The following is a 13,878-nucleotide window of genomic DNA, read 5'->3' as shown; positions in this document are numbered from 1 at the left end:
ACTTTTCCTACCTGTTCCCGAAAATGTCGTGGTACGCCGTTGCCAGACGCAGCGGGTCGTGGATCGGCCGGCGGCTCGACGCCCCCACTTTACCCAACACCACCTCCGCGCCGAGCATCCCGGCCGCCTGTTCGAAATCGGCGAGGTCCGTCACGGAGGCCGGATCGGCCAGGACGACGTCGATCGTGAAGTCCGGGGCGTAGTCCCGGAGCACCCGCAAGTGGTCGGCGGCGGACATGCCGAGGGTTTCCTTGGTGTCGGTGGCGAGATTCATGGTGAGGCAGCGGCGTGCGGCCGTGCTGCAGAGCGCCTCGCGCATTTCCGGCAGCAGCAGGTGCGGCAGCACGGAGGTGTACCAGGAGCCGGGGCCCAGGATGACCCAGTCGGCCAGTTCGATCGCGGTCAGCGCCTCGATGCAGGCGGGGGCGTCCGCAGGCAGCAGGCGGACGCGTTCCAGCGAGCCGGCGATGGCGCACTTCGCCTGGCCGGTCAGGGTCTGCAGCGCCTGGCTGCCGTCCGGCGCGGTGACCCGGACCTGGCCCTCGATGGTCAGCGGGACGCTGGACATCGGCAGGACCTCCCCGCGGGCGCCCAGCAGCGCGCCGGCCCATTTGAGGCCGGCCACGGTGTCGCCGAGGAGCTCCCACAGGGTCACGATCAGCAGGTTGCCCATGGCGTGCTCGTCGAGGGAACCGCCGCGGCCCTTGCCGGGCGCGAAGCGGTGCTGCATGACGTCGCGCCACGTGCGGCCCCAGTCGGTGTCGTCACAGAGCGCCGACAGCGCCATCCGGAGGTCACCGGGCGGCAGGACGCCGTACTCCTCGCGCAGCCGTCCCGAGGACCCGCCGTCGTCCGCGACGGTGACGACGGCGGTCAGCTCTGAGGTGAGGAGGCGCAGCGCGGACAGCGACGCGGCGAGGCCGTGGCCGCCGCCGAGCGCCACCACGGAGGGACCTTTGTCCTGCTGGCTGGCGAAGGCGGCGCTGGCCGGGGGGACAAGCGGCAGAGGACCGGTGAGCAGCGCCATTATTCGCGGCCCAGGTCCCGGTGGGTGGTGGTCACGGTGACCCGCGGGTACTGCGCGAGCCGGCGGGACAGCTCGACGGCGACGGCCACGGAGCGGTGCTTGCCGCCGGTGCAGCCGACGGCGATGGTGGCGTAGTGCTTGTTCTCCCGACGGTAGCCGTCGAGGACCGGTTCGAGGGCCAGCACATAGCGTTCCACGAAGCTGCTGACGCCACGGGCCTCCAGCACGTAGTCGCTGACGTCCCGGTCCAGCCCGGTGTGCGGGCGCAGCGCCGGGACCCAGTGCGGGTTGGGGATGAAGCGGGCGTCGGCGACGAAGTTGGCGTCGACCGGGAGCCCGTATTTGAAACCGAAACTCATCACGTTGAGGCGGAGGGCCACGGGCCCAGTTTCGCTGAACAGTTCGGTGATCGCGGTGGCGAGGCCGTGGACGTTCAGGGTCGAGGTGTCCAGCACGATGTCGGCGGAGGTGCGGAGTTCGTGCAGCACCTCGCGTTCGGCGGCGATGCCGTCCAGGATCCTGCCGCCGCCCTGCAGCGGGTGGGGGCGCCGGCCCTGCTCGAACCGGCGGACGAGGACGTCGTCGTTCGCGTCCAGGAACAGCACCCGGAATCCGACGCCGCTGGCTTCCAGGTTGCGCAGGGCGGTGCGGATGTCAGCAAACAGCTCCTTGCTGCGGACGTCCATCACGACCGCGAGCTTGGAAATGGAACCCGGCGCGTGGGACACGATTTCCGCGAGGGTGCCGAGCATCTGCGGGGGGAGGTTTTCCACGACGTACCAGCCGTGGTCCTCCAGCGCGTCCGACGCAGTGCTCCGGCCGGCTCCCGACATGCCCGTCACGACGAGCAGTTCGGCCTCGACGGGTTTGACCGGCGTCATGCCGTCCGACTCCGTCCCGGATCCTACCGTCGACTCTGCCATCAGTGAAGCCCCGTTCTGCTGTGCTGTTGTTCCCGATGTCTGACAGGAGCGGCCCGCGGTGCGATGAACCGCGGCGCGCCGTTTCCCAAGTCCTTACCCTAGCTAAGTTTGCCGGGGCTAGCTAAGTCTCCAGGATTTCGCCGGTGGTCATGTTGATGGCGGGGACGGTGGCGGAGCCGCCGCCGTCGTCGCTGAAGTGCCGGACGATCGCCGCTGCCAGCGAGGGGCCGATCCCCTTGGCGCCGGTGAGTTCCTCGACGCTGGCGGTCCTGATGCTCCTGACCGAGCCGAACTGGGCGAGCAGGGCCTTGCGCTTGGATTCGCCGAGGCCGGGCACGCCGTCGAGCGCCGACACGGTCATCGCCTTGCCCCGCTTCTGCCGGTGGAAGGAGATCGCGAAGCGGTGGGCCTCGTCGCGGACGCGCTGCAACAGGTACAGCCCGGCCGAGGCGCGCGGCAGGATCACCGGGAAGTCGCTGTCCGGCAGCCAGACCTCCTCGAGCCGTTTGGCGAGCCCGACGACGTAGACGTCGTCGATGCCCAGTTCGGCCAGGGCACGGGCGGCCGCGTTGACCTGCGGCCTGCCGCCATCGACCACCACGAGGTTGGGCGGGTAGGCGAACCTGGTCCGCGGCGCCGGGGTTGTCGTGTCGGCCAGTGCAACCGCGGAAGAAGCCGCGACGGCGGCGTCGGCCGTGGCGTTGAGCATGGCCTGATGCCCCGGCTGCCGGGCGGCGTCCGCCTGGACGGTTTTCTCCTGCAGGTAGTTCCGGAACCGCCGGGTCAGCACGTCATGCATGGCCGCGGTGTCGTCCGTGGCGGCGGCGCCGGTGACGGAGAACTTCCGGTATTCGGACTTCTTCGGCAGACCGTCCTCGACCACCACCATGGAACCGACCACGTTGGTGCCCTGGACGTGTGAGATGTCGAAGCATTCGATCCGCATCAGCGCGACCGGCAGATCGAGGGCCTCCTGCAGTTCCTGCAGTGCCTGGGACCGCAGCGTCAGATCCCCGGCGCGGCGGGATTTGTGGAGCTTGAGGGCGTGCTCGGCGTTTTCCCGGACGGTGGACAGCAGGGCGGCCTTGTCCCCGCGCTGCGGCACTCGGACATCGACGCGCGCCCCGCGCAGCCCGCTGAGCCACTGGGCCAGCTCCGCGGCGTTGCTGGGCTCCGCCGGGACGAGGACCTCGCGGGGCAGTCTGCCCTGGAGGCCGGCTTCCTCGCCGTACACCTGCTGGAGCAGGTGCTCAACGAGGTCCGGCGTGGTGGAATCCTCGACCTTTTCGACGACCCAGCCGCGCTGGCCGCGGATCCGGCCGCCACGGACGTGGAAAACCTGCACGGCGGCTTCGAGTTCGTCCTCGTGCAGGGCGAAGACATCGGCGTCGGTGCCCTCGGCGAGGACGACGGCGTTGCGTTCGAACACCTTCTTCAGCGCGACGATGTCGTCGCGGATCCGCGCTGCCCGCTCGTAGTCCAGTTCCGCGACGGCGGCGGCCATGTCCTTTTCCAGCCGCGTGACGAAGGGCTTGGCCTCGCCGCCCATGAAGGTGCAGAAGTCCTCGGCCAGGGCGCGGTGCTCCTCGGCGGAGATGCGTCCGACGCAGGGCGCCGCGCACTTGTCGATGTAGCCGAGCAGGCAAGGCCTGCCGCTGGCCTCGGCCCGCTTCAGGACGCCGGTGCTGCAGCTGCGGACGGGGAAAACGCGCAGCAGGGTGTCCATGGTGTCGCGGATGGCACCGGCGGTATAGGGGCCGAAGTAGCGGGTGCCCTTGCGGCGTTCGCCGCGCAGGACCTGGACGCGCGGGTACTTATCCCCCATTGAGACGGCCAGGTACGGGTAGCTTTTGTCGTCCCGGAACATCACGTTGAACCGGGGCTTGAATTCCTTGATCCAGGTGTACTCGAGCTGCAGCGATTCGAGTTCGCTGCCGACGACGGTCCACTCGACGCTGCTGGCCGCATGGACCATCGCATGGGTCTTGGGGAGCAGCCCTGCCGGGTTCGCGAAGTAGGAGTTCAGCCGCGCGCGCAGGTTCTTGGCCTTGCCGACATAGACGACCCGGCCATGCGGGTCGCGGAAGCGGTACACGCCCGGATTGGTCGGAATCTCACCCGTCTGGGGTCGGTAACTCGCTGGATCTGCCACGGTTCAAGTCTACTGAGCCTGCGGCGATGACTCGGACGGCGGGTCCCGGGCCGCTCGGCCCCTGGCGCTCAGGCCGTGCCGGTCCTCCCTTTATTCAATGGATTTGCTCTGGTTGTAGATCGGGGAGCGTTCCTGGCCGCTGAGTTCCGCGATCGCATCCATGATGCGGTCGGTGGCCTGCCGGCGGGCGGGCAGGGAGTGGTCCGGCCCGGTCTTGTCGAAGTACAGCGGTGCACCGACTTTCATGGTGAAGTGCTGCGGCTTGACCGACTTGCTGTCTGCGGGCTGGAGGTGTTCGGTGCCGACCAGTCCGACCGGGATCACCGGGGCGCCCGTGGTCAGGGCCAGCCAGCCGACGCCAGTGCGGCCGCGATAGAGGATGCCGTCGCGGGAACGTGTTCCCTCCGGATAGATGCCGACGCCCTTGCCGGAGTCAAGGATTTCCAGCAGGGTCTTGAGCGCCTGGACGCTGGCGGCCTGTTCGCCGCGTTCCACCGGGATGGAACCGACAGCTTCGAAGAAGGACTTCATCACCTTGCCCTTGACCCCGCCGGTGGTGAAATATTCCGCTTTGGCGAAGAAGGCCACGGGGCGGGGCATAAGCGCCTGGACGATCACACTGTCCAGGAAGGACAGGTGGTTGGGGGCCACGATGAACGGCCCCTCCTTGGGGACGTTTTCGAGTCCGATGACCGTGGGCCGGCACGTCGAGGTCACCAGGCCCCGCGTGGTCCAGCGGATTGCATCAAACATTGCCATCGGTGTGCACCTCGTCTACGGCGTCGGTCATCGGGTCAGCGGTCACTGCGTCCGGGTTCACGGCGGTAACCCGCCCCGGATCCCGCCGGGCAATGGTCTCGTGGAGGGCCGCGCTGCTGTGCACGATCTCCACCGCGCCGGCCGCGTCGAGTTCGCCGTCCGGAGCGAAGCCCCAGCCTACGCCGATGCATTCAATTCCGTTGGCAGCCGCTCCGGCCACGTCCTGCGCGCGGTCTCCCACCATCACGGCATGCCGGGTGTCCACGCCGTAGTGGCCGGAGAGGTCCGCCAGCGCTGCGGCCACGATCGCCGCCTTCCCGGAGGGACCCCCGGCTGCCGCCGCCTCGTCGGCATCCGAGCCGCGGATGGTGTGGAACAGGGCCGCGATGCCGTGGTGCTCCAGGACAATGCGGGCGAGGCCTTCAGGCTTCTGGGTCGCGACGGCGATGGGCCGGCCTGCCTCGGCGAAGGATTCCAGCAATGCCCGGATTCCCGGGTACAGCAGGCTTTGGCCGATGCCCGTGGCGCGGTAGTGCCCGCGGTAGATGCGGATGGCGTCCTGGAGCCGTTCGGCCGGCACGCCGGCGATGTCCGTGAGGGAATGGCTGAGTTTCGGGCCGATCATGGCATCCATCAGGGCTTGGCCGGGAACGCCGAGTCCAAGCTCCGTGAGGGCCGCTGCGATTCCGTCCGTTATCCCTCCGGCCGGATCGACAAGAGTGCCGTCCAGGTCGAAGATCACGGGCACTGTTGTTTGCGTCACCGGCCTAGTTTCTCACGAGAGCACGGATGCCAGAAACTCGCATGCCCCGGTGGGAATGTATCCGTGGCGGGAGGGCCGGCGCCTCCGCGGAGACTGCGTGGAGGCACCGGGGCCGGGCCGGGTCAGGCCAGAATTTCTGCGAGGAAGGCCGCCGTGTGGCTCTCGGTGGACTTGGCCACCTGTTCCGGGGTTCCGGAGGCGACAATCCGGCCGCCGCCGGACCCGCCGTCGGGGCCCAGGTCCACGATCCAGTCCGCACTCTTGATGACATCGAGGTTGTGCTCGATCGTGATGACCGTGTTGCCCTTTTCCACGAGGCCCTGGAGGACCAGGAGCAGCTTGCGGATGTCCTCAAAGTGCAGGCCGGTGGTGGGTTCGTCCAGCACGTAGATGCTGCGCCCGTTGGAGCGCTTCTGCAGCTCCGCGGCGAGCTTGACGCGCTGCGCCTCGCCGCCGGAGAGCGTCGTTGCGGGCTGGCCCAGGCGGACGTAGCCGAGGCCGACGTCGACGAGGGTCCTGAGGTGCCGGGCGATCGGCGAGAAGGCAGCGAAGAACTCCGCGCCTTCCTCGATCGGCATGTTCAGGACATCGGCGATCGTTTTGCCCTTGTAGTGGACTTCCAGGGTTTCGCGGTTGTACCGGGCGCCGTGGCATACCTCGCAGGGCACGTACACGTCCGGCAAAAAGTTCATTTCGATCTTCAGCGTTCCGTCGCCGGAGCAGGCCTCGCAGCGGCCGCCCTTGACGTTGAAGGAAAACCGGCCAGGCAGGTAGCCGCGGACCTTGGCCTCGGTGGTTTCGGCGAAGAGCTTCCGGATGTTGTCAAAGACGCCCGTGTAGGTCGCCGGGTTGGACCGCGGGGTCCGGCCGATCGGGCTCTGGTCGACGTGGACCACCTTGTCGAGGTGCTCGAGGCCCTGGATTGACTTGTGCCGCCCGGCCACCTGCTTGGCGCCGTTGAGCTTGTTGGCGAGGACCTTGTAGAGGATCTCGTTGACCAGGGTGGACTTGCCGGAGCCGCTGACGCCGGTCACCGCGGTGAACAGGCCCAGCGGGAAGGCGGCATCCACGTTCAGGAGGTTGTTCTCCTTGGCGCCGACGACCTTGAGTTCGCGCTTCTTGTCGTACTTGCGGCGTTTCTTGGGGATTTCAATCCGTTTACGGCCGGAGAGGTAGTCGCCGGTGAGCGATCCGGTGTTCTCAAGCAGCTCCTTGTAGGAACCCGAGTGCACCACCATGCCGCCGTGTTCACCGGCCCCCGGTCCGATGTCCACCACCCAGTCGGCTTCCTGGATGGTGTCCTCGTCGTGCTCCACCACGATGAGGGTGTTCCCGAGGTCCCGCAGCCGGGTGAGAGTCTCGATCAGGCGGCGGTTGTCCCGCTGGTGCAGGCCGATGGACGGCTCGTCCAGGACGTAAAGCACGCCCACGAGGCCGGAGCCGATCTGGGTGGCCAGCCGGATGCGCTGGGCTTCGCCGCCGGACAAGGTGCCGGACGGGCGCTCCAGGTTCAGGTACTCCAGTCCGACGTCGAGCAGGAACGTCAGGCGGGCCTGGATCTCCTTGAGGACTTGGTTCGCGATCTGGGCTTCGCGGCCGGTGAGGACGAGATTGTCCAGGAAGTGGGCGCATTCGCGCATCGGCAGGGCGGCGACCTCGGCAATGGACTTGCCGTTGATCAGCACCGAGAGCGACGCCGGGTTCAGGCGCGCGCCGTTGCACGCCGGGCAAGGGATCTGCCGCATGTATTCCTCGTAGCGGTCGCGGGCCGAGTCCGAGTCCGTTTCGAGGTGTTTGCGGTGGACGTACTGGATGACGCCCTCGAAGCCGGTGCTGTATTTGCGTTCCCGGCCGAAGCGGTTGCGGTACTGCACCACGACTTTGTGGTCCTTGCCGTGCAGCACGGTCTGGCGGGTGTCCTCGGAGAGCTTGTCCCACGGGGTCGTCATCGAGAAACCGAGTTCCTTGGCGAGACCGCCGAGCAGGCGGTTCCAGTACTCGGTCGTGGCGGTGCCCAGGGACCACGGTGCGATGGCCCCTTCCGCGAGGGACAGTTCCCCGTTCGGGATGATGAGTTCCTCATCGACTTCCAGCTTCGTGCCGATGCCGCTGCAGGCCGAGCAGGCGCCGAAGGGGTTGTTGAAGGAGAAGGAGCGGGGCTCGATCTCGTCGATGGCGAGGGGGTGCTCGTTGGGGCAGGCGAGGTGCTCGGAGAACGCCCGGATCCGCTCCGGGTCATCAGCTTCAAGGTCGACGAATTCGGCGAGGATGCGCCCCTCGGCCAGACCCAGAGCGGTTTCCACCGAGTCGGTGAGCCGCTGGCTGATGCCTTCCTTGACCACGAGGCGGTCCACGACCACTTCAATGGTGTGCTTGAACTGCTTTCCCAGCTTGGGGGGATCGCTCAGCTGGATCAGCTTGTCATCGACCCGCGCCCGCGAGTAGCCCTTCGCGGTGAGTTCCTTGAACAGTTCGACAAACTCGCCCTTGCGGCCGCGGACCACCGGGGCCAGGACCTGGAAGCGGGTGCCCTCCGGCAGTTCCAGCAGCTGGTCGACGATCTGCTGCGGGGTCTGCTTCGCGACGAGCTCCCCGCAGACGGGGCAGAACGGGCGGCCGACGCGGGCCCACAGCAGGCGCATGTAGTCGTAGATCTCGGTGATGGTGCCCACGGTGGAGCGGGGGTTCTTGCTGGTGGACTTCTGGTCGATGGACACCGCGGGCGAGAGGCCCTCAATGAAGTCGACGTCGGGCTTGTCCACCTGGCCCAGGAACTGCCGGGCGTAGGCGGACAGGGATTCGACATACCGGCGCTGGCCCTCGGCGAAGATCGTGTCGAAGGCCAGGGACGACTTGCCCGACCCGGAGAGCCCGGTGAAGACAATCATGGAGTCGCGGGGCAGGTCCAGGTCAACGTTGCGCAGGTTGTGCTCGCGCGCCCCCTTGACAATGAGCCGGGACATGTCCGGGCGTTTCACCGCGGGGCGGGGATCCGCCGCGCGGCCCGGTTTGACCGGACTCATCGGATCGGAGTCCATCGGAACTGGGCTCTCCTGGACTGCGGAGGGCGGGGAATCAACGGCTGGATCTTCAGCTACGGCTTTAGGCACGCTACCAATGCTAATCGAAAACTTCTTCGAATTTCCATTTCCGGCCGTGCCGCCGGGCGGGCCAGGCCACCCGATGTGTTAATGGTGCGCTAGTCGCGGTCGTAGGCGGCGGCGAGGAGTTGGACGGCCTCGGCGAAGCTGGCGCCCTGGGCCTTTGCTGCGGCAGCGAACTCGGCGGCGGCAGCGGAGAGGGAACTCCAGGCCTCGTCCCGGGCGCACACCACCGTCCCGTTCCGGCCCCTGGTCACCACAACGCCGGCGCCCTCGAGTTCCTTGTAGGCGCGGGCCACGGTATGCGGCGCGACGCCCAGTTCGCCGGCCAGGCTCCGGACGGCAGGAAGCTTGGTCCCGGGCGCCAGGGTGCCGTTGTCCGCCCGTTCAATGACGTTGAGCCGGAGCTGTTCGAACAGCGGGACGGAGCTGCCCGGATTGGGCCGCCAGGCACCCGGGAACGGTGTGATGGACGTCTCGGTGGGGGTCACTGTCCGGGCTCCTTGGGGTGCTTGCCGTGTTCGCGGCGGGCGAACTGCGCCTCGTGCAGATTCGGGTACAGCCCGCCCCTGGCCATGAGTTGCCGGTGGGTGCCCTGTTCAACAATCCGTCCTTGGTCCATGACGAGAATTAGATCAGCGTCCCGGACGGTGGACAAGCGGTGGGCAATCACGAAGCTGGTCCGCCCCTGCCGGAGCCGCCGCATGGCCTGCCGGATCTGCGCCCCCGTGCGGCTGTCCACGGAGCTGGTCGCCTCGTCGAGGACCAGGATGCCGCGCCCGGCCAGCTGTGCCCTGGCGATCGCGATCAGCTGGCGCTGGCCGCGGCTCAGCGAGTCACCGTCGTTCCCGAGCATCGTGGCGTAGCCGCCGGGCAGGGCACGGACGAACTGGTCCACGTGGCTGGCCTGCGCCGCGGCCACAATGTCGGCGTCGCCCGCGCCGGGGCGGCCGTACTCGATGTTGTCCCGGATGGTTCCGGTGAACAGCCACGTGTCCTGCAGCACTGTGCCGAAATTGGCCCGCAGTTCATCCCGAGGGAGCGCCGCGATGTCCGCCCCGTCGACCGTGATCCTGCCCGAATCCAGTTCGTAGAACCGCATCAGGAGGTTCACCACAGTGCTCTTGCCGGCGCCGGTGTGCCCCACGATCGCTACGGTCTGGCCCGGCTCCACGGCAAAGGACAGGTCCCGGACCACGGGCGAGCCGGGCCGGTAGCCGAAGGTGACACGCTCGAACGTGACCCGGCCGGCGGGCCCGGTCGCCGGCACCCCGGCGGCGGACGCCACAGCGGAGGCCCCAGCGGAGCCCCCCGGCGCACCTGCCGGTGGAGCCGGGGCAGGTTCCGGCGGGATCTCCGGAGCGTCGAGGAGTTCAAAGACCCGCCCCGCCGACACGAGGCAAGACTGCATGAGGGTCAGCATGCCGCCGATCTGCCCCATCGGCACGCTGAAGAGCCTGCTGAACTGGAAGAACGCCTGGAGGCCGCCGATGGTCAGGGCGCCGGAGAGGACCTGAAGGGCCCCGACGACGGCGACCGCGACGTAGTTGAGGTTGGACACCAGGACCATGAGGGGCTGTACGACGCCGGACACGTACTGGGCGCGGGCGCTGGCACGGCACAGCTTGTCGTTGCCGTCCTTGAAACTGGCCGCGGCGGCCTCCTGCCGCCCGAAGGCCTTGATGACCTCGTGGCCGGTGCAGAACTCCTCGAGCTGTGCGTGCAGCTCGCCCGTGCTCCCCCACTGCTCGGTGAAATGGGCCTGGGACTTCCGGGCCAGCAGGAAGGTGATGAGGGTGGACACCGGAACGGAGACCAGCGCGATCACGGCCAGGACCGGGGAGAGCCACAGCATCATGGCCAGGGCCCCGGAGAGCATCAGCAGCGACAGGATCAGCTGGTTGAGGAGCTGGTTGAGGGCCTGGGCGATGTTGTCGACGTCGTTCGTGGCGCGGCTCAGCACGTCCCCGCGGTGTTGGACGTCAAAATGGCTGGACGGCAGGACGTGCAGCTTCTCCTCCACCGAGGCCCTGAGCCCGTAGCCCAGGCGCTGCACCGCTACGGCCGTCAGGGTTCCCTGGAGCCAGCTGAAGACAGCGGCCCCCAGATACATGACGGACACCGCCGCCAGCAGGGTTACCAGTTTTTCCTGGTCGAAGGATCCGGTGGCCACGCCCTCGACGACGACGTCGGTGGCGTCCCCCAGGATTTTGGGCGCCGCCACATTGAGCGCCACAAAGGCGCAGGTGGCGGCGATGACGCCGGCCATCCGCCACTTTGATGGCCGCAGCAGCCCGAGCAGCCGTCCGGCCGTGCGCCAGCGGAACCGGCTGCCACTTCCCGCGTCCTCAGAGGACACCGGATGGGATTCATTGCGGCCGCCGGAGGTCAGGTCCGCCCGGATCAGGTCCGCCCGGGTCGGGTCCGGGGCGTCCCGGGCGGTGGGTGCGTCGGTCCCTGCGTCGAGCGCCGGTTCACGGGTCACAGGGTTTCCTCCAGCACCAGCTGCGACGCTGCGATCTCCTGGTAGCTCGGCGACGACTCCATCAGCTCGTGATGTGTTCCCCGCGCCACGACCCGGCCGTCTTCGATGACCAGTATCAGTCCGGCGTCCACGATCGTGGCGACCCGTTCGGCGACCATCAGGACGGTGGCCGTGTGCAGCAGCGGCGCCATCGCCTCACGGAGCCGGTAGTCGGTGCCGTAGTCCAGGGCCGAAAAGCTGTCGTCAAACAGGTACACGGGAGCCTTCCGGAGCAGCGCGCGCGCGATGCACAGCCGCTGCCGCTGGCCGCCGGAAAAATTCGTGCCGCCCTGGCTCACCGGTGACTCCAGGCCCTGCGGCAGCTCCCGGACAAACTCCGCGGCCTGCGCGGCGTCCAGCACCTGCCAGAGATCCTGGTCCGTCGCCGCGGGCGCCGCCATCCTCAGGTTCCCGGCGAGCGTTCCGGAGAACAAGTACGAATGCTGGGGAACGACGGCGACCAGGTTCCGCAGCGCCGCCAGGGGCAGGCCGCGCACATCGCATCCGCCGATGCTGATCTGCCCGCCGGTGGCTTCCAGGAACCTGGGCAGCAGGTTCAGCAGGGTGGTTTTGCCGGTGCCGGTGGCGCCGATGACCGCCGTCACGGCCCCGGGAGCGGCCGTGAAGCTGACGCCGTCGAGGACCGGCGCCTCGGCGCCCGGGTACGCGAAGGACACGTCGCGGAACTCCACGGCGTTGCCCTCGGGTGCGGCTGCGCCCGGACCGTCCGTGATCGCCGGCGCCGTGTCCAGGACCGCCTGGATCCGTTCGGCGCAGGCTGCCGCGCGGGGTGCCGTCATAAAGACGTACATCGCCATCATGATGGCGATCAGGATCTGCAGGATGTAGGCGATGAACGCCGTCAGCGCGCCCAGCCGCATGTCGCCGGACTGGATCCGGTGACCGCCAAACCAGACCACACCGACCGAGGACAGATTAACCACGAGCATGATCAGCGGCATCATTCCCGCGACCAGCAGCGCGGAACGCAGGTTGTTCCGGGTCAGGTCCCTGTTGGCCCCGTCGAAGCGCCGCATCTCGTGGCCTTGGCGGACAAAGCCCCGGATGACGTTGGCGCCGATGATCTGCTCGCGCAGCACCCGGCTGATCCGATCGATGAGTTCCTGGCCCTGGCGGTAGAGCGGGACCAGGCGGCGCACGATCAGGACCATGATGACCGCGAGCACCGGAATGACCGCGACGACGATGCCGGACAAGGCGATGTCCTGGTGCACGGCCAGCACGATGCCGCCGATGAAGATGGCGGGCGCCGCGACCAGCATCGTGAATACGAGGACCATAAGGGTCTGGATCTGCGCGACGTCGTTCGTGGCCCGGGTGACCAGACTGGCGGCGCCGAACGCGGCGACTTCCTGGGAGGACATGGACTGCACCTTGGCAAACAGTTCTTCGCGCAGTTTCCGGCCGACCTCCATTGCCACGACGGCGCCGAGATACCCGGCGGCGACCGCCGCCGCCACCTGGACGCAGGCGATCGCGGCCATCCACGAACCCAGGTGCAGGATCTCCGGGATGTGGCCGCCGACGATCCCGTTGTCAATGATGGCCGCGTTGAGGGTGGGGAGGAGGAGGTTCGCGGTCGTCTGCACGAGCTGCAGGACCACGATGGCCAGCATGGTCCCTTTGTGGGCGGTCAACAGCCGGCCCGTCAGGCCAATAAGCACCGAACCTCCTTCGCTACGTCAGGGCACGGATCGGGATGGGTCGAGGCAGCCGCCCCCACGCTGCCTCGACATTGTAAGCAGTCTCACACCGTGCTCCCTTGTCATATGTTGTCCGGCCGGTCTGCCGGTCCCGGCTGCGGATCAGGCCCGCTTCCGGGCCACGGCGAAGATCCGACGGAAGGGGAACACGGTGCCATGCGGCCCGGCCGGGTAGGCCTCCGCGAGCAACGTCGAGTATTCGGCTTCAAACACACGGGCGTCCGCGCCGGACAGTGCCGCGAGCACGGGCCGGAGTCCGGTGCCGCGGACCCACTCCAGGACGGGGTCCGGGCCGGGGACGAGCTGGAAGTACGTGGTCTCCCATGCGTCGGCGTCGCAATCGGCGTCGAGCATGATGGCCAGGTAATCGTCCGGCTCGCCCACCACGTCATCGTGGCGCAGCACTCCGGCGAGCCGCCCCGCCCACGCCGGGGACTCAGCCAGCCCGCGCATCAGCGTGTGCGAGGGGGAATTGAAGTTCCCGGGGACCTGCAGCGCGAACCAGGCGCCGGGCCGGAGCGCCGCGAGCCAGCGGGCCAGCATGTCCCGGTGGCCCGGAACCCACTGCAGCGCAGCGTTGGTGACGACGACGTCCGTGTCCGCGGCGGGCATCCAGCCGGCGATGTCTGCCCCGCCGAAGGACAGATTGGGCAGCCGCTCCGCATAGCCGGCGGCCTGGGCCAGCATTTCCGCGGAGGAGTCCAGTCCGGTGACCCGGGCCAGGGGCCAGCGCTCGGCGAGGGTGGCCGTCAGGTTGCCGGGACCGCAGCCGAGATCGACGACCTGACGGGGCGCGTCCGCAAGGACCCGGGCAGTCAGGTCAGAGTACGGCCTGCCCCGGTAGTCCCCGAACTGCACGTATTTGGCGGGATCCCATTTCACTGCTTCCTCCAGTCACCGGCGAA

10 protein-coding genes are annotated in these 13,878 nt (G+C 68.3%); all 10 read right to left on the bottom strand.

The genetic code is table 11. The annotated features are described in order from the left end of the window. Window positions 1-7 precede the first annotated feature (7 nt). Window positions 8-1,027, bottom strand: a complete 1,020-nt coding sequence (locus ACZYZ3_RS00295; RefSeq protein WP_463961878.1) for a gluconeogenesis factor YvcK family protein — start codon at window positions 1,025-1,027, stop codon at window positions 8-10. Beyond that, entirely contained in the window at window positions 1,027-1,950 is a 924-nt protein-coding gene (gene rapZ / locus ACZYZ3_RS00290) for an RNase adapter RapZ (RefSeq protein ID WP_463961877.1), read from the bottom strand. The genes ACZYZ3_RS00295 and rapZ overlap by 1 nt, the downstream gene beginning before the upstream one ends. 121 nt (window positions 1,951-2,071) lie before the next feature. Next, the gene (gene uvrC, locus ACZYZ3_RS00285; protein WP_463961876.1) at window positions 2,072-4,102 is read right to left on the bottom strand and encodes an excinuclease ABC subunit UvrC; all 2,031 of its coding nucleotides are present in this window, start codon (window positions 4,100-4,102) and stop codon (window positions 2,072-2,074) included. A 90-nt stretch (window positions 4,103-4,192) separates the two neighbouring features. Then, window positions 4,193-4,861, bottom strand: a complete 669-nt coding sequence (locus tag ACZYZ3_RS00280) for a lysophospholipid acyltransferase family protein (RefSeq protein WP_463961875.1) — start codon at window positions 4,859-4,861, stop codon at window positions 4,193-4,195. After that, the gene (locus tag ACZYZ3_RS00275) at window positions 4,848-5,624 is read right to left on the bottom strand and encodes an HAD hydrolase-like protein (protein ID WP_463961874.1); all 777 of its coding nucleotides are present in this window, start codon (window positions 5,622-5,624) and stop codon (window positions 4,848-4,850) included. Before ACZYZ3_RS00275 ends, ACZYZ3_RS00280 begins: the two co-directional genes overlap by 14 nt. Before the next feature lie 122 nt (window positions 5,625-5,746). Continuing rightward, the gene (gene uvrA / locus ACZYZ3_RS00270; protein ID WP_463962167.1) at window positions 5,747-8,647 is read right to left on the bottom strand and encodes an excinuclease ABC subunit UvrA; all 2,901 of its coding nucleotides are present in this window, start codon (window positions 8,645-8,647) and stop codon (window positions 5,747-5,749) included. Window positions 8,648-8,823: 176 nt separating this feature from the next. Beyond that, the gene (locus ACZYZ3_RS00265) at window positions 8,824-9,195 is read right to left on the bottom strand and encodes a GntR family transcriptional regulator (protein ID WP_463962166.1); all 372 of its coding nucleotides are present in this window, start codon (window positions 9,193-9,195) and stop codon (window positions 8,824-8,826) included. A gap of 17 nt (window positions 9,196-9,212) precedes the next feature. After that, window positions 9,213-10,994 (bottom strand): ABC transporter ATP-binding protein, encoded by a 1,782-nt coding sequence (locus ACZYZ3_RS00260; RefSeq protein WP_463962165.1) that lies wholly within the window; start codon window positions 10,992-10,994, stop codon window positions 9,213-9,215. Window positions 10,995-11,206: 212 nt separating this feature from the next. Continuing rightward, the gene (locus ACZYZ3_RS00255) at window positions 11,207-12,934 is read right to left on the bottom strand and encodes an ABC transporter ATP-binding protein (RefSeq protein ID WP_463961873.1); all 1,728 of its coding nucleotides are present in this window, start codon (window positions 12,932-12,934) and stop codon (window positions 11,207-11,209) included. A 141-nt stretch (window positions 12,935-13,075) separates the two neighbouring features. Continuing rightward, window positions 13,076-13,855, bottom strand: a complete 780-nt coding sequence (locus tag ACZYZ3_RS00250; RefSeq protein WP_463961872.1) for a trans-aconitate 2-methyltransferase — start codon at window positions 13,853-13,855, stop codon at window positions 13,076-13,078. Window positions 13,856-13,878: the final 23 nt, after the last annotated feature.

Source organism: Pseudarthrobacter linnaei, assembly GCF_055412825.1.
The sequence above is the reverse complement of the archived record's forward strand: the minus strand, read 5'-3'. Positions and strand labels throughout refer to the sequence as shown.

Bases quoted from the DNA above. Each gene is read 5' to 3' on its own strand.
- rapZ (WP_463961877.1), bottom strand. From the start codon at position 1,950: ATGGCAGAGTCGACGGTAGGATCCGGGACGGAGTCGGACGGCATGACG.
- ACZYZ3_RS00295 (WP_463961878.1), bottom strand. From the start codon at position 1,027: ATGGCGCTGCTCACCGGTCCTCTGCCGCTTGTCCCCCCGGCCAGCGCC.
- ACZYZ3_RS00280 (WP_463961875.1), bottom strand. From the start codon at position 4,861: ATGGCAATGTTTGATGCAATCCGCTGGACCACGCGGGGCCTGGTGACC.
- ACZYZ3_RS00260 (WP_463962165.1), bottom strand. From the start codon at position 10,994: ATGGCCGGCGTCATCGCCGCCACCTGCGCCTTTGTGGCGCTCAATGTG.
- uvrA (WP_463962167.1), bottom strand. From the start codon at position 8,647: ATGAGTCCGGTCAAACCGGGCCGCGCGGCGGATCCCCGCCCCGCGGTG.